The organism is Stenotrophomonas sp. Ker107b, from assembly GCF_053847245.1.
On sequence record NZ_JBSPHX010000004.1, the window covers coordinates 204,123 to 225,866 of the forward strand.

General features: G+C 65.7%; 18 protein-coding genes. 8 read left to right on the plus strand and 10 right to left on the minus strand.

Annotation, left to right across the window (positions count from 1 at the left end; all coding sequences use genetic code 11):
• The first annotated feature begins 40 nt into the window (after positions 1–40).
• Together ACWV8V_RS18135 and otsA are read left to right on the plus strand one after the other, a co-directional pair.
• Complete coding sequence (locus ACWV8V_RS18135; protein ID WP_259259379.1) at positions 41–1,822, plus strand: glycoside hydrolase family 15 protein; 1,782 nt, start codon at positions 41–43, stop codon at positions 1,820–1,822.
• Positions 1,819–3,183, plus strand: a complete 1,365-nt coding sequence (gene otsA / locus ACWV8V_RS18140) for an alpha,alpha-trehalose-phosphate synthase (UDP-forming) (protein WP_259259378.1) — start codon at positions 1,819–1,821, stop codon at positions 3,181–3,183. Before ACWV8V_RS18135 ends, otsA begins: the two co-directional genes overlap by 4 nt.
• Positions 3,184–3,295: 112 nt before the next feature.
• Here otsA and pgeF read toward each other — a convergent pair whose 3' ends face one another.
• Both pgeF and rluD read right to left on the minus strand, forming a co-directional pair.
• Positions 3,296–4,075, minus strand: coding sequence for a peptidoglycan editing factor PgeF (gene pgeF / locus ACWV8V_RS18145; protein WP_455900392.1), 780 nt, complete (start codon positions 4,073–4,075; stop codon positions 3,296–3,298).
• Positions 4,075–5,070, minus strand: a complete 996-nt coding sequence (gene rluD, locus ACWV8V_RS18150) for a 23S rRNA pseudouridine(1911/1915/1917) synthase RluD (protein ID WP_123730367.1) — start codon at positions 5,068–5,070, stop codon at positions 4,075–4,077. The genes pgeF and rluD overlap by 1 nt, the downstream gene beginning before the upstream one ends.
• Before the next feature lie 116 nt (positions 5,071–5,186).
• Here rluD and ACWV8V_RS18155 point away from each other — a divergent pair, with 116 nt between their 5' ends.
• Positions 5,187–6,071: an outer membrane protein assembly factor BamD gene (locus ACWV8V_RS18155; protein ID WP_259259374.1), complete on the plus strand. Its 885-nt coding sequence runs from the start codon at positions 5,187–5,189 to the stop codon at positions 6,069–6,071.
• Positions 6,072–6,120: 49 nt separating this feature from the next.
• On the opposite strand, the gene ACWV8V_RS18160 is transcribed toward ACWV8V_RS18155, so the two are convergent.
• From ACWV8V_RS18160 to sucC, 3 genes are all read right to left on the minus strand, one after another.
• Positions 6,121–7,755, minus strand: coding sequence for an NAD+ synthase (locus tag ACWV8V_RS18160; protein ID WP_259259372.1), 1,635 nt, complete (start codon positions 7,753–7,755; stop codon positions 6,121–6,123).
• A 222-nt stretch (positions 7,756–7,977) separates the two neighbouring features.
• Positions 7,978–8,853, minus strand: coding sequence for a succinate--CoA ligase subunit alpha (gene sucD, locus ACWV8V_RS18165; protein ID WP_137190155.1), 876 nt, complete (start codon positions 8,851–8,853; stop codon positions 7,978–7,980).
• A 175-nt stretch (positions 8,854–9,028) separates the two neighbouring features.
• Positions 9,029–10,198 (minus strand): ADP-forming succinate--CoA ligase subunit beta, encoded by a 1,170-nt coding sequence (sucC, locus tag ACWV8V_RS18170; protein ID WP_166923844.1) that lies wholly within the window; start codon positions 10,196–10,198, stop codon positions 9,029–9,031.
• Positions 10,199–10,531: 333 nt separating this feature from the next.
• Here sucC and ACWV8V_RS18175 point away from each other — a divergent pair, with 333 nt between their 5' ends.
• Complete coding sequence (locus ACWV8V_RS18175) at positions 10,532–12,145, plus strand: sensor histidine kinase (RefSeq protein ID WP_455900393.1); 1,614 nt, start codon at positions 10,532–10,534, stop codon at positions 12,143–12,145.
• Between the two features lie 72 nt (positions 12,146–12,217).
• The gene (locus ACWV8V_RS18180; RefSeq protein ID WP_259259366.1) at positions 12,218–13,606 is read left to right on the plus strand and encodes a sigma-54-dependent transcriptional regulator; all 1,389 of its coding nucleotides are present in this window, start codon (positions 12,218–12,220) and stop codon (positions 13,604–13,606) included.
• Between the two features lie 91 nt (positions 13,607–13,697).
• Here ACWV8V_RS18180 and pilB read toward each other — a convergent pair whose 3' ends face one another.
• The 3 genes from pilB to ACWV8V_RS18195 form a co-directional block, all read right to left on the minus strand.
• Complete coding sequence (gene pilB / locus ACWV8V_RS18185) at positions 13,698–15,422, minus strand: type IV-A pilus assembly ATPase PilB (protein ID WP_455900394.1); 1,725 nt, start codon at positions 15,420–15,422, stop codon at positions 13,698–13,700.
• Between the two features lie 84 nt (positions 15,423–15,506).
• The gene (locus ACWV8V_RS18190; protein WP_455900395.1) at positions 15,507–15,920 is read right to left on the minus strand and encodes a pilin; all 414 of its coding nucleotides are present in this window, start codon (positions 15,918–15,920) and stop codon (positions 15,507–15,509) included.
• 115 nt (positions 15,921–16,035) lie between these two features.
• On the minus strand, positions 16,036–16,467 hold the full coding sequence (locus tag ACWV8V_RS18195; RefSeq protein ID WP_455900396.1) for a pilin: 432 nt from the start codon (positions 16,465–16,467) through the stop codon (positions 16,036–16,038).
• Between the two features lie 360 nt (positions 16,468–16,827).
• Between ACWV8V_RS18195 and ACWV8V_RS18200 the strand changes: the two genes are divergently transcribed.
• Genes ACWV8V_RS18200 through coaE form a run of 3 tightly spaced genes read left to right on the plus strand, consistent with a single transcriptional unit; the run spans position 16,828 to position 19,580 of the window.
• Positions 16,828–18,087 carry a type II secretion system F family protein gene (locus ACWV8V_RS18200; protein WP_455900397.1) on the plus strand — a complete coding sequence of 420 codons (1,260 nt, stop codon included), beginning with the start codon at positions 16,828–16,830 and terminating at the stop codon, positions 18,085–18,087.
• A 7-nt stretch (positions 18,088–18,094) separates the two neighbouring features.
• The gene (locus ACWV8V_RS18205) at positions 18,095–18,958 is read left to right on the plus strand and encodes a prepilin peptidase (protein ID WP_455900398.1); all 864 of its coding nucleotides are present in this window, start codon (positions 18,095–18,097) and stop codon (positions 18,956–18,958) included.
• 10 nt (positions 18,959–18,968) lie between these two features.
• Entirely contained in the window at positions 18,969–19,580 is a 612-nt protein-coding gene (gene coaE, locus ACWV8V_RS18210) for a dephospho-CoA kinase (RefSeq protein ID WP_455900399.1), read from the plus strand.
• A 36-nt stretch (positions 19,581–19,616) separates the two neighbouring features.
• On the opposite strand, the gene ACWV8V_RS18215 is transcribed toward coaE, so the two are convergent.
• Together ACWV8V_RS18215 and ACWV8V_RS18220 are read right to left on the minus strand one after the other, a co-directional pair.
• The gene (locus ACWV8V_RS18215) at positions 19,617–20,981 is read right to left on the minus strand and encodes a sensor histidine kinase (protein WP_455900400.1); all 1,365 of its coding nucleotides are present in this window, start codon (positions 20,979–20,981) and stop codon (positions 19,617–19,619) included.
• Entirely contained in the window at positions 20,944–21,621 is a 678-nt protein-coding gene (locus ACWV8V_RS18220) for a response regulator transcription factor (protein WP_019183933.1), read from the minus strand. The genes ACWV8V_RS18215 and ACWV8V_RS18220 overlap by 38 nt, the downstream gene beginning before the upstream one ends.
• Positions 21,622–21,744 lie beyond the last annotated feature (123 nt).

Here is a 21,744-nt window from a genome sequence, read left to right on the forward strand (position 1 = left end):
CCGGTGTGCCACCGCGGCATGACACGAGACTTTCTGCATCATGAGCGAACCCGATCTGAATCTGGGCGTGGTCGGCAATGGCAGCTTCGGCGCGCTGATCGACAAGCACGCGCGCGTCGTCTGGAGTTGCCTGCCGACCTTCGACGGCGACCCGACCTTCTGCGCCCTGCTCGGCCCCAATCAACAGGACGGCGGTGACTTCGGCATCGAGCTGGAGGACATGGTCGACAGCGAGCAGAGCTACCTGACAAATACCGCCATCCTGCGCACGGTACTGCGCGACAAGCATGGCGGCGCGCTGGAAATCATCGATTTCGCGCCGCGCTGGCGCCAGAACGACCGTTTCTACCGGCCGGTCAGCCTGATCCGCCAGGTGCGGCCGCTGTCCGGCAACCCGCGCATCATCGTGCGCGCGCGCCCGCTGGCCGACTGGGGCGCCCGCGTCCCGGATGCCACGTGGGGCAGCAACCATATCCGTTGGGTGCTTCCCGACCATGTGCTGCGCCTGACCACCGATGTGCCGCTGCGTTTCGTCCGCGATGGCCTGCCGTTCGTGCTCAACCACCCGGTGCACCTGGTGCTCGGGGTGGACGAATCGCTCAACCGTTCGCTCAGTGGCTACGTGCAGGAATCCTTCCAGCGCACGCGCGACTACTGGCGCGAATGGGTGCGCTATCTCTCCATCCCGCTGGAATGGCAGGACGCGGTGATCCGCAGCGCGATCACGCTCAAACTCTGCCAGTACGAAGACAGCGGCGCGATCATCGCCGCGATGACCACCTCCATTCCCGAAGCCCCCGGCAGCATCCGCAACTGGGATTACCGCTATTGCTGGCTGCGCGATGCCGCCTTCGTGGTGCGTACGCTCAACCGCCTCGGCGCGACCCGCACGATGGAGCAGTTCCTGGGCTACATCTTCAACCTGGCCACCGCCGATGGCAGCCTGCAGCCGCTGTATGGCATCAGCTTCGAAGCCAAGCTGGAGGAAACCGAAGTGGCGTCGCTGTCCGGCTACCGCGGCATGGGCCCGGTGCGGCGCGGCAACCTGGCCTGGGTGCAGCGCCAGCACGATGTGTACGGCAGCGTGGTGCTCGCCTCTACCCAGCTCTTCTTCGATCGCCGCCTGCAGGACCCGGGCGATGCGCATACCTTCGCGCGGCTGGAGCCGCTCGGCGAGCAGGCCTTCACCCTGCACGACGTACCCGATGCCGGGCTGTGGGAGTTCCGCGGCCGCACCGAAGTGCACACCTACACCAGCGCGATGTGCTGGGCCGCGTGCGACCGCCTGTGCAAGATCGCAGTGCGCCTGAAACTCGATGACCGCGCCACTTACTGGCGCGAGCGCGCGGACACCATCCACGCGCGCATCCTGCGCGAGGCATGGAGCGAGGAACTCGGCCACTTCACCGATACCTTCGGCGGCCACCGCCTGGATGCGTCATTGCTGCTGCTGGCCGATATCGGCTTCATCGAGGCCACCGATGCGCGCTTCGTCGCCACGGTCGAGGCGATCGGCCGCGACCTCAAGCACGGCAACGCGCTGTATCGCTACGTCGCACCGGATGATTTCGGTGAGCCGGAAACCAGCTTCACCATCTGCACCTTCTGGTACATCGACGCCCTGGCCGCGATCGGGCGACTGGACGAAGCGCGCGAGATGTTCGAGACGCTGCTGGAGCGCCGCAACCATCTGGGCCTGCTCTCGGAGGATCTGGCGTTCGACAATGGCGAAGCGTGGGGCAACTTCCCGCAGACCTATTCGCACGTCGGCCTGATCACCGCCGCCATGCGCCTGTCGCGCAGCTGGCAGGAGGCCTCATGAGCCGCCTGGTCGTCGTCTCCAACCGGGTCGCCGTTCCCGGTGAATCCCGCGCCGGCGGCCTGGCGGTCGGCCTGCTGGCCGCGCTCAAGGAGCGTGGCGGGCTGTGGTTCGGCTGGAGCGGCAAATCCACCCGCGACAACAGCGGCACGCTGCACGAGCAGGTGGACGGTGACATCCGCTACGTCACCATGGACCTCAATAAACGCGACGTCGATGGTTACTACAACGGCTTCGCCAACCGCACGTTGTGGCCGCTGCTGCACTTCCGGCTGGACCTGGTCGACTACGATCGCGCCACGCGCGAAACCTATCGTCGCGTCAACGCACTGTTCGCCGAGAAGCTCGCGCCGCTGCTGCGCGAGGACGACATTGTCTGGATCCACGACTATCACCTGATCCCGCTGGCCTCGCTGCTGCGCGAGCGTGGCATCGGCTGCCGGATCGGTTTCTTCCTGCACGTGCCGATGCCTTCGGCCGATCTGCTGCAGGCGCTGCCGGATCACCTGCGGCTGTTCTCCAGCCTGTACGCGTACGACCTGGTCGGCTTCCAGACCCAGCGCGATGCGGATCGCTTCCAATCCTACGTGCGCCTGTTCGGTGGCGGCCGCGTGTTGCCCGATGGCCAGCTGGAAGCACCCGGTGGCCGACGCTTCCGCGCGGCCGCCTTCCCGATCGGCATCGATACCGAGTTCATCGCGCGCCAGGCCAAGGCCGGTGCGAACAAGCCGGCGGTCAAGGACCTGCGCGGCAGCCTGCGCAATCGTCAGCTGGCGATCGGCGTGGACCGGCTGGACTACTCCAAGGGACTGCCCGAGCGTTTCCAGGGGTTCGAACGGTATCTGGAGCGCCATCCGGACCAGCACGGCTCGCTGACCTACCTGCAGATCGCCCCGGTCTCGCGCGGGGATGTCACCGAGTACCGTCACCTGCGCAGCCAGCTGGAACAGATCGCCGGCCACATCAACGGCGGTCATGCTGCGCCGGATTGGACCCCGCTTCGCTACGTCAATCAGAACTTCACCCACGCCACCCTGACCGGTTTCTACCGGGCGGCGGCGGTGGGACTGGTGACGCCGCTGCGCGACGGTATGAACCTGGTCGCCAAGGAATACGTGGCCTCGCAGGACCCGGAAAACCCGGGCGTGCTGGTGCTGTCACTGCTGGCCGGTGCCGCCGATGAATTGAAGCAAGCGCTGCTGGTCAATCCGCATGACCTGGATGGCGTCGCCGATGCGATCGCCACCGCAGCGACGATGCCGCTGAAGAAGCGCGTGGAGCGCTGGCAGGCGATGATGGAGCACCTGCGCACGTACGACATCAATCATTGGCGGCGGACGTATCTGCAGGCATTGGAAGGGTGATGCCGGCCAACGGCCGGCACTACTGGTGATGGCGGGCGTGATGCAGCCAGGCTACGGGGAGCGCATGCGGTAGTGCCGGCCGCTGGCCGGCTCGCTGCTACCGTTCAAACGGTCAGGGCGCGATCCATGCCAGGGTCGCCATGCGCCCGGTGCGGCGGTCGCGCCGGTGCGAGTAGAACCGCTGCGGGTCGGCCAGGGTGCAGTACTGCCCACCACTGATATTTGCCGCGTCCAGGCCTGCGGACTGCAGGCGCCGGCGGGCCAGCGCGTACAGGTCCACCTTCCAGTGCCCCGGCCGGGTCGCCACGAAGGCCGCCGCGGCGCCCTCGTCGCGCTCGACGAAGGCCTCGAACACATCCTCGCCGATCTCATACAGCGCCGGCCCGGCCGCCGGGCCCAGCCATGCCTGCAGCTGCGCGGCCGGGGTCTGCATGGCGGCCACGGTGGCCTCCAGCATGCCGTCGGCCAGCCCACGCCAGCCGGCATGGGCCGCCCCGATCTCACCGCCATCGCGGGCGGCAAAGACCACCGGCAGGCAGTCAGCGGTGAGGATGGCCAGCACCACGCCCGGAACCGAGGTCACCGCCGCATCGGCGGTAGGTTCGGCCTCGACGCCAACGGCCGTCGGCGGCGCGGTGAAGCGACGCACGCCGGTGCCATGCACCTGACGCAGCCAGTGCGGCGCCGAGGGCAGGCCCAGCCCGGGCACGAGCAGATCGCGGTTGCGCTGCACCTGCGCCGGGTCATCGCCGTCGGCGGCGTACCGGTTGCCCATGTTGAACTGGTCGAACGGGGCCACCGAACCGCCCGCGCCGAAGCGCAGGGTGGTCAGCGCATGGACCCCGCTCGGGGCCTGCCAGTCGGCTGGGAGCACGGGCACGGTGGCGTCCATCAGCGGCGGTTGCGTTCCTGCTCGGCGAAGCGCTTGCTGTCTTCGCGCAGGGCGTGCAGCAGGGCCTGCATGTCGGCCGGCGGCGGTGCGCTGTTGGTGATCTTCTCGCCGGTGATCGGGTGCACGAACTCCAGCGTTTCAGCGTGCAGCGCCTGCCGCTTGAAGCCGCGCAGTTCGGCCACGAGTTCCTCGCTGGCGCCCTTGGGCAGCTTCAGCGCACCGCCATACAGCTGATCGCCGATGATCGGATGACGCAGGTGCGCCATGTGCACGCGGATCTGGTGGGTACGGCCGGTTTCCAGGCGGCATTCCAGCGCGGTGTGCGCGCGGAAACGCTCGCGCAGGCGGTAATGGGTGATCGCTTCCTTGCCGTCTTCGCGCACGGCCATGCGGATGCGGTCGCGCGGGTGGCGGTCGATACCGGCGGTGGCGGTGCCGCCGGAGACCAGCGCACCGACCACCACGGCCAGGTACTGGCGATGCACTTCACGCGCGGAGAGCTGCTCGACCAGCGCGGTCTGCGCCTGGATCGTGCGGGCGATGACCATCACGCCGCTGGTGTCCTTGTCCAGGCGGTGCACGATGCCCGCACGCGGCAGCACCGACAGCGAGGGATCGCGGAACAGCAGCGCGTTGACCAGGGTGCCGGTCGGGTTGCCCGCGCCGGGGTGGACCACCAGGCCGACCGGCTTGTTGATCACGAACACATGCTCGTCTTCGTACAGGACCTCCAGCGGGATGTCCTCCGGCTCGGCGTGGGTCTGGGTGTCGAGCACGACATGCAGGCTGGCCACCTCGCCGCCGCGCACCGGGTCGCGGCCGCGCACGGTGTCGCCGTCCAGCAGGACGTCGCCGGACTTGATCCACTCGGTCAGCTTGGACCGGGAGAACTCGGGGAACAGCTCGGCCAGGACCGCGTCGAAACGCCGGCCGGCGGCGGTATCGGGCACGATGGCCTGGCGGGGGGAATCGGAATCAGCAGGGGTATCGGACATGGGGGCACACCGCAATAGGGACAATTTTGGGGTCCGGGCGACCAGTTTCAGTCGCGGGACAGGCCACTAGGCTATCATCGACCCTTCGTATTCCAGCCGCGTCCCGCCCTGACCCCATGATCCGACGCTCCGTTATGCTGTCCGCGCCCGTCCGCCTCGCCGCCCTGATGCTGGTGCTGCTCTTCGTTGCCACCGGTTGCCACCGCGGTACCAAGGGCAAGAATCCGGATGAAGGTCTGCCGGTCGAAAGCCTCTATGAGAAGAGCCACAAGCTCATGGAAGGGGGGAACTGGAGCGGTGCCGAAGCCAGCTTCCGCCGTCTGGTAGCCCAATACCCGTATGGCCCGTACACCGAACAGGCCATGATCGAAAGCGCCTACGCGCAGTACAAGGCCGGCAAGCACGATGACGCGGTGTCCAGCGTGGACCGCTTCATCCGTACCTACCCGACCCACCGCAACATCGCCTACATGTACTACCTGCGCGGCCTGGCCAATGGCAATCGCGACACGGTCTTCCTGCGCCGCGTCTGGTCGCTGGACCCGAGCCGCCGTGACCTGTCGAGCCCGCGCCAGGCCTATGCCGACTTCACCATCGTCACCGAGCGCTACCCCAACAGCCGCTACGCCGCCGATGCGCGCCAGCGGATGATCGCCCTGCGCGACGTGTTCGCCCAGTACGAGCTGGACAACGCCCTGTACTACCTGCGCCGCGAGGCGTACGTCTCGGCCGCTGGCCGCGCCAACTTCCTGCTGGAGAACTACCCGCAGAGCGCGTTCCAGTACGACGCCGTGGCCGCCCTGGGCGAGGCCTACACCCACCTGGGCAACAAGACCCTGGCCGACGATGCCCGCCGCGTGCTCGAGCTGAACCAGCCCGACCACCCGTGGCTGCAGGGCAAGTGGCCGAAGTACCCGTGGATGGTGCGCAAGCTGAACCCGTTTGCCGGCGAGAAGTCCGCCAGTACCGGTGAACGCAACGCCACAATGAACCGCAAGTAATAAAAAAGGCCCCGAAAGGGGCCTTTTTCATTACGGCAGCGCCCGACGCCTACCCCTTGTACCCATTGCTGATCGGGTACCGGCGCTCCCGCCCGAACGCCCGGCGCGAGACCTTCGGGCCCGGGGCGGCCTGGTGGCGCTTCCACTCGCTGGTGCGCACCAGGCGCAGCACACGGTCCACCACCTCGGCGGCGTACCCGGCGGCTACGATTTCCTCGCGCGACTGCTCCTGGTCCACATAGCGGTACAGGATGCCGTCCAGCACGTCGTAGGCCGGCAGCGAGTCCTGGTCGGTCTGGTTGGCGCGCAGCTCGGCCGAGGGCGGGCGGGAAATCACCGCCGGCGGGATCACCGGGGCACCGCCCACGGTATTGCGCCACTTGGAGAGGCCGAACACCTCCGTCTTGTACAGGTCCTTGAGCGGGGCGTAGCCGCCGCACATGTCGCCGTAGATGGTGGCGTAGCCCACCGCGTACTCGCTCTTGTTGCCGGTGGTCAGCAGCAGCCCGCCGAACTTGTTGGACAGCGCCATCAGGATCACGCCACGGCTGCGCGACTGCAGGTTCTCTTCGGTCACATCGGCCGCCTGCCCCTCGAACATCGGGCCCAGCGCGGCCATCAGGCCCTCGAACACCGGCTCGATCGAGACGGCTTCCAGTTTCACGCCCAGCGCGCGGCACTGCTCGGCCGCCAGATCGTTGGACATGTCCGCCGTGTAGCGCGACGGCAGCCGCACCGCGGTGACGTTGGCCGCGCCCAGCGCGTCCACCGCCATCGCCAGCACCAGGGCCGAATCGATGCCGCCGGACAGGCCGAGCCAGACCTTTTTGAAGCCGTTCTTGCGGCAGTAATCCTGGATGCCGCGGGTCACGGCGCGCCAGGCCAGCGCATCCATGCTCTCGTCGCCGTCGTCCATCCACTCGCGCGGCAGGAAGCGGCGCGCATCGGCGTCGTAATCCACCACCAGCCACTGGTCGGTAAAGGCCGCGGCGGCCGGGTGCACCGTGCCATCCCCGTCAGCGACGACCGAGGCACCATCAAACACCAGCGCGTCCTGGCCACCCACCACATTGAGGTAGGCAATCGCCGCCCCGCTCTCACGGGTACGCTCGGCCAGCAGCGCATCGCGCTGGGCATGCTTGCCACGCTCGTACGGAGAGGCATTGGGCACGATCACCAGCTGCGCACCGGCACGGACCGTATCGGCCAGCGGTTCGGCAAACCACAGGTCCTCGCAGACCAGTACGCCCACCGGAACGCCCTTCAGCTCGAACACGCAGCTGCCGCCGTCCGGATCGACATCGAAGTAGCGGCGCTCATCGAACACCGCGTAGTTGGGCAGCTCGCGCTTGCGGTAGGTGTGTTCGACCTTGCCATCGCGCAGCACGCTGGCCGCGTTGTAGACCACCGCACCGGCGGCCTGTGGCCAACCGACCACCGCAGCGATGCCGGTGGTGGCCGCCGCGATGCGCTCCAGCGCCTGCTGGCAGTCGTACAGGAAGCCCGGGCGCAGCAGCAGATCCTCCGGCGGATAGCCGCTGATCGCCAGCTCCGGGAACACCACCAGCTCGGCACCGTACTCATCGCGCGCCTCGGCGATCATCGCGATGATGTTGTCCGTGTTCTGCGCCACTGCGCCAACCGGAAAATCGAACTGCGCCAGGGCAATGCGGAGCGACGTCATGGGGGTCCAGCCTGTGGTTGCAATACGCTCATTGTAGTGCCGGCCGCTGGCCGGCAACCACGCATTCGGCGGCAGCACGATGAGGAGCCGGCCAGCGGCCGGGACCTACCGCTCCGGGTATCGCCTGAAACGCAGAAAGGCCGCCCGGAGGCGGCCTTTCTGTCTCGAGCAGCCGGCCAGCGGCCGGCTCTACAGACGCGTGGCCGCTGCGCGGCCGCGGTCTTATTTCACCAGCTTGGCGATGGCAGCGCCCAGGTCGCCCGGCGAGCGGACGGTGACAACACCGGCAGCTTCCATGGCGGCGAACTTGCCTTCGGCGGTGCCCTTGCCGCCCGATGCGATCGCACCGGCGTGGCCCATGCGCTTGCCGGCCGGAGCCGAGGCGCCCGCGATGAAACCGACGACCGGCTTCTTCACGTGGTTCTTGATGTACTCGGCACCGGCTTCTTCAGCGTCGCCGCCGATTTCGCCGACCATGATGATGCCCAGGGTCTGCGGATCTTCGTTGAACAGCTTCAGGCAGTCGACGAAGTTCAGGCCGTTGATCGGGTCACCACCGATGCCGATGCAGGTGGACTGACCCAGGCCGACTTCGGTGGTCTGCTTGACCGCTTCATAGGTCAGGGTGCCCGAACGCGACACGATGCCGATCTTGCCCGGCATGTGGATGTGGCCCGGCATGATGCCGATCTTGCACTCGCCCGGGGTGATCACGCCGGGGCAGTTCGGGCCGACCAGCACGGTGTCCGGATGGGCACGGGTCAGCACGTTCTTGACGCGCAGCATGTCCAGCACCGGGATGCCTTCGGTGATGCACACGATGACCTGGATGCCGGCAGCGGCCGCTTCCAGGATCGCGTCAGCCGCGTACGGCGGCGGCACGTAGATGACCGAAGCGTTGGCGCCGGTGCTCTGCACGGCGTCGGCAACGGTGTTGAAGACCGGCAGATCGATGTGGGTGGTGCCGCCCTTGCCGGGGGTCACGCCGCCAACAACCTGGGTGCCGTACTCGATCATCTGAGTGGCGTGGAAGGTGCCCTGCTGGCCGGTGAAGCCCTGCACGATCACCTTGGTGTTCTTGTTAATCAAAACGGACATTTCGTTGAGTCCTTCGTAATTTTGTTGAACCGGCTCCGGACGCATCGGCATCGACCTTCGGTCAATGCCCGCCGCATGCCACCAGAACCCCCGTCACGTCGCTTCGCGACGCGCCAGCCCCCTTGACTCAAGGGGGCACATCAGGATTCTGCCGACGGTCCGATGCCGTGGAATATCAGGCAGCGTTCTTGACAGCTTCGACGACCTTCTTGGCACCGTCGTTGATGTTGTCGGCCGGGATGATGGCCATGCCGCTGTCACGCAGCAGCTGCTTGCCTTCTTCCACGTTGGTGCCTTCCAGGCGCACCACGACCGGAACCTTGACGCCCACTTCCTTGACCGCGGCGATGATGCCTTCGGCAATCATGTCGCAGCGGACGATGCCGCCGAAGATGTTGACGAAGATGCCTTCGACCTTGTCCGAGGACAGGATCAGCTTGAACGCTTCGATGACGCGCTGCTTGTTCGCACCGCCGCCCACGTCCAGGAAGTTCGCCGGCTCGCCGCCGTTGAGCTTGATGACGTCCATGGTGGCCATGGCCAGGCCGGCGCCGTTGACCATGCAGCCGATGTTGCCGTCCATGGTGACGTAGTTGATGTCCAGCTCCGAAGCGGTCACTTCGGTTTCGTCTTCCTGGGTCTTGTCGCGCATGGCAACCAGAGCCTTCTGACGGAACGCGGCGTTGTCGTCGCTGTCGAACTTGCCGTCCAGCGCGTACAGGTTGCCGTCGTCCAGGATGGCCAGCGGGTTGATTTCAACCAGGGCCAGGTCCTTTTCGTTGAACAGGCGGTACAGGTTCACCATGATGCTGGCGAACTGGCCGGCCTGCTTGGCGGTCAGGCCCAGCTTGAAGCCGAAATCACGGCCGTGGTAACCCTGCACGCCTTCAACGAAATCAACGTTGAGCGAGTGGATCAGCTCGGGGGTTTCAGCGGCGACCTGCTCGATCTCCACGCCGCCTTCCGAAGAGGCGATGTAGGTGATGGTCTTGGTGCCACGGTCAACCAGCACCGACAGGTACAGTTCCTTGACGATCTCACCGGCGGTGGTCACCAGCACCAGGTTGACCGGCAGTTCAACGCCAGCGGTCTGATAGGTGGCCATCTTGGTGCCGAGCATCTTGGCCGCAGCGGCCTTCACGTCGTCGGTGGTCTTGCAGAACTTGACGCCGCCAGCCTTGCCGCGGCCGCCAGCGTGGATCTGCGCCTTGACCATCCAGGGGCCCTGGCCCAGAGCGTTGGCAGCGTCAACTGCTTCGTCCGGGGTCGCCGCGACCTTGCCGGCCGGAACGGGAATGCCGTACTCGGCAAGCAGCTGTTTTGACTGGTATTCGTGGAAATTCATGCGTCACCGTGGGAATAGGAACGACCGCACGCATCTCCAAGGCTCCCTCACGGGGGCGCCGGTAAGGACCGCGGCGGGCCCACTATTGTGGACGACCCGGCGCGCGCGCGCAAAGAAGTCAGTCCCAAGACACCCGCGCCGGGCCGTTTCCAGCGCAATTTCAGGCAGTTGCAGGCGGCGCCGGAAACAGCCGGCCGGCCCGCGCGGGGCGTCGCCGCGCAGGCCGTCCACCCGCTCGCCCGGCCCGGCCTTCACGCGCCTGGCCCCGGCCCGCCGCCCCCAAACCGGGCCGGACCCCCTACACTGGCCCGGTGCCAGAAGGGGAGTTCCGGCGTGTCACCCAGTGCTTCATTGATCGACCGCATCGAATCGATTCCGCGGCGCGAGCTGTATTTCTTCGCGCTGTACCGCCTGCTGATGGCCACCGTCATCGGCGCCCTGCTGTTCAGCCCGTTGAGCGGACTGGTCGGCGCCGCTGACCACCCCACGCTGGCCACCATCGTGGCCAGTGGCTATCTGGTCGTGGCCGTGCTGGTGCTGCTGTTCGGCCGCAACGAGCGCTGGCTGCGCACCATCGTGGTGTGGAGCGTGGCCGCCGACATCATCGCCGCCACCCTGCTGGCGCATGCCCTGCCCGGTGCCAGCGCGGGCATCTCGATGTCGCTGCTGTTCAACATCGCCGCCGCGGCCACGCTGCTGCCGCTGAGCATGGGGCTGGGCCTGGCCGCTGCAGCCAGCGTCGCCACCGCTGGCGAATACATGTGGAAGCTGCTCGAAGGCGGCGATCCCACCCGCACCCTGGCCGAGCTGGCCATGTTCGTCACCAGCTACCTGGCCATCGCCTTCATCAGTTACCAGGTCGGCAACCGCGCCCGCATGAACCAGCAGCTGGCCAACCAGCGCGGCGACGAAGTGGCCAACCTGTTCCAGATCAATGAGCTGATCATCCGCCGCATGCGCACCGGCGTGATCGTCGTGGATGGCGCCAACCGCATCACGCTGGCCAACGAAGCGGCCTCCACCCTGCTGGGCGATGCCGACGGCAACAGTGGCAGCGGCCGCCTGGAGCTGGGCAGCGCCGCGCCCGAACTGAGCCGCCGCCTGCAACGCTGGCGCAACGGCTGGACCAACGAAGAACTGCCCCTGCAGCTCTCGCCTGACCAGCCCGAGGTGCAGCCGCGCTTCGCCCGCCTGCTGGCCGGCAGCGACCTCACCCTGGTGTTCCTGGACGACTCCACCGTGGTCTCGCGCCGCGCCGAATCGCTGACCCTCTCGGCGATGGGCCGCTTCTCGGCCAGCCTGGCCCATGAGATCCGCAACCCGCTCGCGGCCATCAACTACGCGGCCCAGCTGCTGGAAGAATCGGCCGACATCGGCGATACCGACCGCCGCCTGCTGCAGATCATCGGCCAGCAGTGCCAGCGCACCAACGGCATCGTGGAGAGCGTCCTGGGCCTGGCCCGGCGCGAGCGCGCCAACCCGGAGAACGTGGACCTGGCCGCCTTCGTGCGCCGCTTCGTGCTGGAGTACAAGCAGGGCCTGTCGCTGGAGACCGACAGCGTGGAGCCGATCATCAGCGAGACCTCGGTGCATGCGCTGGTGGACCCGCGCCACCTGCACCAGATCCTGACCGTGCTGGTCCACAACGCGCTCAAGTACGGCCGCGTGGCCGAGGAGCCGGCGCGCGTGCGGCTGCGCGTGGCGCGCCAGGACCGCATCGCCATCATCGATGTGATGGACCGCGGCCCGGGCATTCCCGAGACCGTGGCCAGCCAGCTGTTCCGCCCGTTCTTCACCACCTCCGAGCACGGCACCGGGCTGGGGCTGTATATCGCCCGCGAGCTGTGCCGCGCCAACCAGGCCCGGCTGGAGTACGTCTCGGTGCCGGCCGGCGGCGCCTGCTTCCGGCTGATCCTGGCCGGCCCGCACACGATGATGCACGGATGAGGCGCGTGCACACCCGGCTGCCACCGTCAAACATTTGTCGCCAACGACCGCCCTCGGCTATCTTCCTTCCTTATGAATGACACCCGCAGCGCCCTCGTCGTCGACGACGAACGCGACATCCGCGAACTGCTGGTACTGACCTTGGGCCGGATGGGCCTGCGCATCAGCACCGCGGCCAACCTCGCCGAAGCCCGTGAGCTGCTGGCCAGCAATCCCTACGACCTGTGCATCACCGACATGCGGTTGCCCGACGGCAACGGCATCGAGCTGGTCACCGAGATCGCGCAGCACTTCCCGCGCACGCCGGTGGCGATGATCACCGCGTTCGGCAGCATGGACCTGGCAGTGGAAGCGCTGAAGGCCGGCGCGTTCGATTTCGTCAGCAAGCCGGTGGACATCTCCGTGCTGCGCGGCCTGGTCAAGCACGCACTGGAACTCAACAACACCGAACGTGCCGCCCCCGCGCCGCTCGCCCCCGAGCAGGCCGCGCGCCTGCTGGGTGATTCCCCTTCGATGGACGTGTTGCGCGCCACCATCGGCAAGGTCGCGCGCAGCCAGGCCCCGGTCTACATCCTCGGCGAATCCGGCGTCGGCAAGGAGCTGGTGGCCCGCACCATCCATGCCCAGAGCGCCCGCGCGCCCGGCGCCTTCGTGCCGGTCAACTGCGGCGCGATTCCGTCCGAACTGATGGAGAGCGAGTTCTTCGGGCACAAGAAGGGCAGCTTCAGCGGCGCGCATGCCGACAAGCCCGGCCTGTTCCAAGCGGCGCATGGCGGCACCCTGTTCCTGGATGAAGTGGCCGAGCTGCCCCTGCAGATGCAGGTCAAGCTGCTGCGCGCCATCCAGGAAAAATCCATCCGCCCGGTCGGCGCCGCCACCGAGGTACCGGTGGACGTGCGCATCCTCTCGGCCACCCACAAGGACCTGGGCGAGCTGGTCGAAGATGGCCGCTTCCGCCACGACCTGTACTACCGCATCAATGTGATCGAACTGCGCGTGCCGCCGCTGCGCGAGCGCCGCAGCGACCTGCCCGCGCTGGCCGCCTCGATCCTGGCCCGGCTCGCCCGTACCCACGGCCGCCCGACCCCGCTGCTGGCGCCCTCGGCCCTGGAAGCGCTGGCCCAGTACCACTTCCCCGGCAATGTGCGCGAACTGGAGAACATCCTGGAGCGCGCACTTGCGTTGGCCGAGGAAGACCGCATCGGTGCCAGTGACCTGCGCCTGCCGCAGCACGCGCCGCGCTTTGGCGCCAGCAGTGCCGCGGCCACCACGCAGCAAGAGGCCGTGATCGACCTGCCCACCGGCAGCGGCGCCCTGCCCTCCTACATCGAACAGATGGAGCGCACCGCGATCCAGAAGGCACTGGAAGAAAACCGCTGGAACAAGACCCGCACCGCCGCGCAGTTGGGCATTACCTTCCGGGCGCTGCGCTACAAACTGAAAAAGCTCGGCATGGAGTAGCGCCACCCCATGGGTGGCTGCCCGGGATCATCGTCCCAGCAATGAAAAGGCCCGCATTCGCGGGCCTTTTCGCAAGCTCATACGACGCCGCTCAATCCTTGGTCACACGGTTGATCTCGGCAAGCCCGGTCACACCCGCCGCCGCCTTGATCAACGCCGACTGGCGCAGATCATTCACCCCGGCCAGCTGCGCGGCCTCGGCAATCTGCAGCGCATTGCCACCGGCCAGCACGATGGTCGAGATCTCATCGGTCATCGGCATCACCTGGTACAGACCAGTACGGCCCTTGTAACCCTCGGTGCACTCATCGCAGCCGACCGGCTCGAACAGCTTGATCCCCGCATCCAGCTGCGCCTGGGTGAAGCCCTCGGCCAGCAACGCATTGGCCGGCAGCTCCACCGGACGCTTGCAGTTGTTGCACAGCCGACGCGCCAGGCGCTGGGCGATCACCAGCGTCACCGAGCTGGTGATGTTGTACGGTGCGATGCCCATGTTCATCAGGCGAGCGATGGTCTGCGGCGCATCGTTGGTATGCAGCGTGGAGAGCACCATGTGGCCCGTCTGCGCCGCCTTGATCGCGATCTCGGCCGTTTCCAGGTCGCGGATTTCGCCGACCATGATGATGTCCGGATCCTGGCGCAGGAATGAGCGCAGCGCCGCAGCGAAAGTCATGCCGCGCTTGACGTTCTGCTGCACCTGGTTGACGCCGGGCAGACGGATTTCCACCGGATCTTCGGCGGTGGAAATGTTGCGCGTCTCATCATTGAGGATGCCCAGCGCGGTATACAGCGAGACCGTCTTACCCGAGCCGGTCGGGCCGGTGACCAGCACCATGCCGTAGGGCTTGTGGATCGCATCCAGGAACAGCTTCTGCTGGGCCGGCTCGTAACCGAGTTTGTCGATACCGAGCTTGGCCGCGCTGCCATCGAGGATACGCAGCACGACTTTTTCGCCGAACAGGGTGGGCAGCGTGCTGACGCGGAAATCGATCTGCTTGGTCTTGGACAGGTTGAGCTTGATGCGCCCATCCTGCGGCACGCGCTTCTCGGCGATATCCAGCTGCGCCATCACCTTCAGGCGCGCGGCGATGCGCTGATTGAGCTTGACCGGGGCCTTGGCCACGTTCTTGAGCAGACCATCGATGCGCAGGCGCACGCGATAGTCGTCTTCGTAGGGTTCGAAGTGGATGTCCGAGGCGCCTTTGCGGATGGCGTCTACGAGGACTTTGTTGACGAACTTAACAACGGGCGTGTCGTCGCCTTTGGCGTCGATGCCGGAGTCGCCGACTCCACCCTCTTCGTCGCCAGCGGAGACGTCCAGGTCGCCCATGTCATCATCGCCGCCCAGCGCCGAGCCCAAAGTATCCTGTTTGGACTGCCACTGCTCCAGCGTTCGGCGAATCTGGTCCTCATCGACGAGGATTGGCTCCACCACCAAGTTGGTGTGGAACTTGATCTCGTCCAACGAATGAGTGGGATCACTGGTCCCGACAAACAGCCTGCCCCCACGTTTGAAGAGTGGCAGTACGTGATGCTTGCGCAGCAGCTCTTCGCTGACAAAACCCATAGCGTTATGGTTGTTGTCGAAGGCGGACACATCCAGCAGCGGCATACCAAATTCCAGCGCGTTGGCTGCAGCAAGCTGGGCGCTGGTGACCAACTTCTTCTGTGAGAACCACTGCGGAAGTGGCAATCGCGCAGCGGCTGCCTGTGCCATAGCCTCGCGCGCCGACATCTCATCAATCGCGCCGTCTTGTACCAAGCGGCGCGCGATACCAGTGATCCCAACAAGATTGACTGTGGCAATCGCATTCATCGGCGATAAGTCCTAAAAGTGTATCGAGGCAAGCTTAGCGCCTTGGACGCGCCGCGTGTGCCTAGCCCTCGCGCGCTACCCCATCTACACCCTGCACTCAGCCGGGACATACTTGTTCAACCCGCCGCGGACTACACACGCCCAGCGCACGACCTCGCTAGGTACATATGTCGGTGTAAGGACAAGAGTCACCGCTCCAGCCTTGTCTGTCGTACTCACGGTGATTACGCCACTACCCGTACAGGTTAGGCTCGCAACATTTGTAGTTGATGCTGTCGTTGGCGCAACACCGTTACATGCCGTTGCGTTTAGCTCGTTGATATTGTTTATGTTTTCCGTAACTGTAACTTTCACGCCGGACACCATGACGATCGCCTCAGAAACGCGGGCTCGCACCGTGTAGTCCTGATATGCAGGAAATGCCAACGCTGCAAGCACAGCGATGATTGCCACAACAATCATCAACTCTATGAGTGTGAACCCATCCACCTTGCTCACCCTTCCCCCCCTTTGGGCTGGTAAGAACCCTTCCATACTGGAAGCCACGTCGCATTAATCGTGCCAAAAAAAGCCCCGCCGAAGCGGGGCTCTTAATTTTGGTCACCCAAACGCTTTACGGAGTTACGGTCCGGCATTCGGCAGGATAGTAAGCAGGCTTACCACCCGTACCAACGCATGCCCAAGTGGTTCCTGCAGCACCGTCGCCTTCCGACGGGGTGAAGGTCAGGGTGACTTCACCGGCCTTCTCGGTGGTCGTGACAGCGATCACGCCCGTTGCATCGGTGCAGGTCAGCGTGCCGACGTTGGTGGTGGCCGGATCAGTGTCATCCACGCCAGCGCACGCGCCAGCAGCGATAGCGCCACCATTGTTGGCAATGTTCTCAGCAACGGTGGTCTTGGCACCCGAGGCCAGCACAGCAGCTTCCGAAACGCGTGCGCGAATCGTGTAGTCCTGGTAAGCCGGCAGCGCGATGGCGGCCAGGATGGCGATGATCGCCACAACGATCATCAGTTCGATCAGGGTAAAGCCCTGCTGCTTCTTCATGAGTACATCCCCTAGAGGTAGAAATATAGATAGGGCACTGGGCCGTTGCCTGACCGGCGAACCGGGTGAGCGAGGCGGGCGCCCTGTGCGGGTGGATCGAAGCAGGTTGCGTGCCAACAGTGCCAGCAATGCTCCCCAGCATTCCCCGGCGCAATGATGGCACCAATCTTCAGGATTGGAACCCCCCGCACAACAATTTGCGACGTATCCGGCAATGTGACCTGCTGCGTCACCTTTTGACACCCCTGGTCCGGGCGCGCCGACCACAGCGGACCGCGGCAGGACTGCCAACGCCCCCCGGAACCGGCTACCATGCGGCGAGATAGCCCGCCTGGGGATGGTGTGGCTGGGGAGCCCTGTATGTCTGTCAGCCGTAGCGCAATCAAGAAAGAGCCGATCGCTCGCAATACCAATGAGTTGCAGCCGTTTGTCTGGGAGGGGACCGACAAGCGGGGCATCAAGATGAAGGGCGAACAGCCCGCCAAGAACGCCAACCTGCTGCGCGCGGAACTGCGTCGGCAGGGAATCATGCCCAGCGTGGTCAAGCCCAAGCCCAAGCCACTCTTCGGATCGGCAGGCTCTCCCGTCGGCGCCAAGGACATCGCCTTCTTCAGTCGCCAGATGGCGATCATGATGAAGTCTGGCGTACCAATCGTCAGCTCTCTGGAGATCATTGGCAGCGGGCACAAGAATCCGCGGATGCGGAAGCTGGTCGACTCGGTCCGCACGGACATCGAAGGCGGCTCTTCGCTTTACGAAGCTATCAGCCGTCATCCCGTCCAGTTCGATGAGCTCTATCGCAACCTGGTGCGCGCTGGCGAAGGCGCTGGCGTCCTCGAAACCGTGCTGGATACGATCGCCACCTATAAAGAGAACATCGAAGGCCTGAAAGGCAAGATCAAGAAGGCCTTGTTCTACCCTGCCATGATCGTTGCCGTAGCCATCATCGTCAGCGCGATCCTGCTGCTCTTCGTAGTCCCGCAGTTTGAAGAAGTGTTCTCCAGCTTTGGTGCTGAACTGCCGGCATTCACCCAGATCATCGTGAGCGCGTCGCGCTTCATGGTGTCGTATTGGTGGGCCCTTCTCGGCGTAATACTGGTCTCGATATTCGGCTTCATCTACGCCTACAAGCGCTCGCCGACCATGCAGCACACCATGGACCGATGGATCCTCAAGGTCCCGGTCATCGGCCAGATCATGAACAACAGCGCGATCGCCCGCTTCGCCCGCACCACGGCCGTCACCTTCAAGGCCGGCGTGCCACTGGTGGAAGCTTTGGGTATCGTCGCCGGCGCCACCGGCAACAAGGTCTACGAAGAAGCGGTGCTGCGCATGCGCGACGACGTGTCCGTCGGCTACCCGGTCAACATGGCGATGAAGCAGGTCAACATCTTCCCGCACATGGTGGTGCAGATGACCGCCATCGGCGAAGAGGCCGGCGCGCTGGACACCATGTTGTTCAAGGTGGCCGAGTATTATGAGCAGGAGGTCAACAATGCCGTGGACGCCCTGAGCAGCCTGATGGAGCCGATGATCATGGTGTTCATTGGTACTCTTGTCGGCGGCATGGTGATCGGCATGTACCTGCCCATCTTCAAACTCGGCGCGGTAGTTGGATAACTAATCAATGGCATTTCTCGACCAGCATCCCATCCTCGGCTACCCCGCCGCGGCCGGACTGGGGCTGCTCCTTGGCAGCTTCCTCAACGTCGTCATCCTGCGCCTGCCCAAGCGGCTGGAGTGGGAGTGGAAGCGCGATGCGCGCGAGGTGCTGGAAGAGCCGGACATCTACGAGCCGCCCCCGCCGGGGATCGTGGTGGAGCCGTCGCACTGCCCGCACTGCAAGCACAAGCTGTCCTGGTACGAGAACATCCCGCTGTTCAGCTGGCTGGCGCTGCGCGGCAAGTGCCGCCATTGCCATGCCCCGATCTCGGTCCAGTACCCGCTGGTGGAGCTGCTGACCGCCGTGCTGGTGCTCGCCAGCGTCTGGCAGTTCGGGTTCGGCTGGCAGGGCTTCGGCGCGATCGTGCTGAGCTGCTTCCTGGTGGCGCTGTCCGGCATCGATCTGCGTACCCAGTTGTTACCGGATCAGTTGACCCTGCCGTTGATGTGGCTGGGCCTGATCGCGGCCAGCGACAACCTGTACATGCCGGCCAAACCGGCTCTGCTGGGTGCGCTGGCCGGCTATCTGTCCTTGTGGTCGGTGTGGTGGCTGTTCAAGCAGATCACCGGCAAGGAAGGCATGGGCCACGGCGATTTCAAGCTGCTGGCCGCCCTGGGCGCCTGGTGCGGGCTCAAGGGCATCCTGCCGATCATCCTGCTGTCGTCCATCGTGGGCGCCATCATCGGCTCGATCTGGCTGTACTCGCGCGGCCGCGACCGTGCCACGCCGATCCCGTTCGGGCCGTACCTGGCCATCGCCGGCTGGATCGTCTTCATGTGGGGCGAGCCGTTGATCAACGGCTACCTGAGCTACGCCGGCCTGCGTTGAGGCCGGTGCAATGAGCCGCTTCGTCATCGGGCTGACCGGCGGCATTGCCGCCGGCAAGAGCGAGGTCAGCCGTCGCTTCGAAGCGCTGGGCATCACCGTGGCCGACGCCGATCTGGCGGCCCGCGCGGTGGTCGCACCGGGCAGCGAGGGGCTGGCGCGGATTGCCGCGCATTTCGGAACGAACATCCTGCTGGCCGATGGCCAGCTGGACCGTGCCGCGCTGCGTGCGCGCATCTTCGACTCCGCGCAGGAGCGCCAGGCGCTGGAGGCGATCACCCATCCGGCGATCCGTCAGCTGTTGCGCCAGACCTGCGAGCAGGCCGAAGGGCCCTATGCGATCGCCGCGATCCCCCTGCTGACCGAAGCCGGTGGCCGCCAGCAGTACCCGTGGCTGGACCGTATCCTGGTGGTGGACGTGCCGGTGGCCGTGCAGCACGCACGGCTGATGCAGCGCGATGGCATCGATACCGTTCTGGCCGACCGCATGATCGCTGCCCAGGCCAGCCGCGAGGCGCGCCTGGCAATGGCCGATGATGTGGTGGTCAATGACGGGCACCCGGATCATCTGCAGGCGCATGTGGAGCGGCTGGATCGGGCGTATCGGGCGCTGGCGGCGCGGTAGATCGGGAGGCGCCGACCAACGGTCGGCTCTGCCGTCTTACGCCGGGGAGAAGGTCAGCGTCGCGATGACACCGCGCTCCACGCCCGGGCGGACGTTGACCTGCCAGCCATACAGATCGCACAGGCGGCTGACGATGGACAGGCCGATGCCCCCGCCCTGCGAATGGCCTGCATGCGTGCCGCGGTAGCCGCGCTGGAACAGCTTGGCCGCATCCTCTTCGCTCAGGCCCGGGCCGCTGTCGATCACCTCCACCGCGTTGTTGCCCACGCGCACGCGCACGGCGCCTTCCTTGGAGTACTTCACGGCATTGCCGATCAGGTTGCCCAACGCGACCGACAGGGCCGATTCCGGGGCATCGATCACCAGGTCGTGATTGCCTTCCAGGATCAGCTCCAGCGGCTTGCCACCCAGCTGGGCGCGATGCGAATCCAGCAGCTGTTCGGAGACCCGCGCGACATTGCTGCTGCCCTGCCCGCGCTCGTTGCGCGAGAGCAACAGCAGCGCGCCGATCAGATCGGTGCATTGCTGCTCGGCCCGCTGGATGCGCTGCAGGCGCTGCAGCACCTTGGGATCGAGATCGGGGCGGGTCAGCAGCAGCTCGGTGGCGCCGCGGATCACCGCCAACGGCGTGCGCAGCTCGTGGCTGACGTCCGCGTTGAATTCGCGGTCGCGCTGCACCACCTCGGTGAGCCGCGCGGAATAGTCGTCCAGCGCCTGGGCCAGCTGGCCCACTTCATCGTCCGGGAAGCGCGGCGCCAGCGGCTCCGGCTCGCTGGTGCCACCGCGATACGCGCGCAGGCGAGCGGCCAGATCGGATACCGGCTTCATGACCTTGGAGGCCGACCACCAGCCCAGGACCAGGGACAGGACGCTGAACACCAGGACCGAGAAGAACAGCGCGCGGTTGAGCTGGCTCTCCCCGCGGATGCTCTCGGTCATGTCATAGGCGAGGAAGAACCACACGTCTGGCGTTTTGCGCACCGCGAGCTTGTAGGAAAACGGCTTGCCGCCCTCATCCACACCGCTTACGCCGTGGATGCCATCGTTGAGGTTGTACCAGTCCGGCTGTTCCTGGCGCAGGGCTTCAAACTTGTCCGGCCGGACCAGCCGGGCGTACATCTGCTGCACCGGCAGATCGGGGCTGCGCGAGGGGTCCGCCGCGAAGCGCTTGGCGTACTCGTTGATGTTGCGGTTCATCACATCTTCAACCAGCTGGTTTTCCACGCGGGCGCGGGTCCAGTTGGTGGCGAACGCAAACAACGTGGTCAGGCAGAAGCCCAACAGCACGAACGAGACGATGATGCGGCTGCGCAGCCGGCGCCGGTATGGCGCGCGGCGGCGCTCCCCCTTCCCCGTCACCGGATCAGGCTTCCGGCGCGGCGATGCGGTATCCGATGCCATGACGGGTCTGGATCATCGGGACCTCGAAAGGCTTGTCGACCACGGCGCGCAGGCCGTGGATATGCACGCGCAGGGAATCCGAATCCGGCAGTTCTTCACCCCAGACGCGGGTTTCCAGCTCCTGGCGGGTGACGACGGCCGGTGAAGCCTCCATCAGCGCCTGCAGGATCTTCAACGCGGTCGGGTTGAGCTGCAGCAGCTTGCCCTGGCGGCGCACTTCCAGCGTGTCCAGGTTGTATTCCAGATCGCCGGTTTCCAGCACGCGGGTCTGCACGCCCTTGCCGCGACGCGAAAGCGCGTTCAAGCGCACTTCCACTTCCTGCAGCGCGAACGGCTTGATCAGGTAGTCATCGGCACCGGAATCAAACCCGGCCAGCTTGTTGTCCAGCGAATCGCGGGCGGTCAGCATCAGCACGGGGGTCTGCTTGCGCGCTTCGTTGCGGAGCTTGCGGCAGACCTCGATCCCGTCCATGCCGGGCAGGTTGAGGTCCAGCACGATCGCGTCGAACTCATGGACGACCGCCAGATGCAGGCCGGTGACGCCGTCGGCGGCGAAGTCGACGGTGTGACCGCGGTCTTCGAGGTAATCGCCCAGGTTGGCGGCAATGTCGCTGTTGTCTTCGATGACGAGAATTCGCACTGGGACCTCTGTTTCAGGGTGTTCGACGGAAAAGACTGACCTGCACCGCTGCGCGTCGGAGCGCGCGGCGCGGGTTCAGGCTGAAGATACAGGCTTCATTGTTAACATTAGACACCGTCGAAT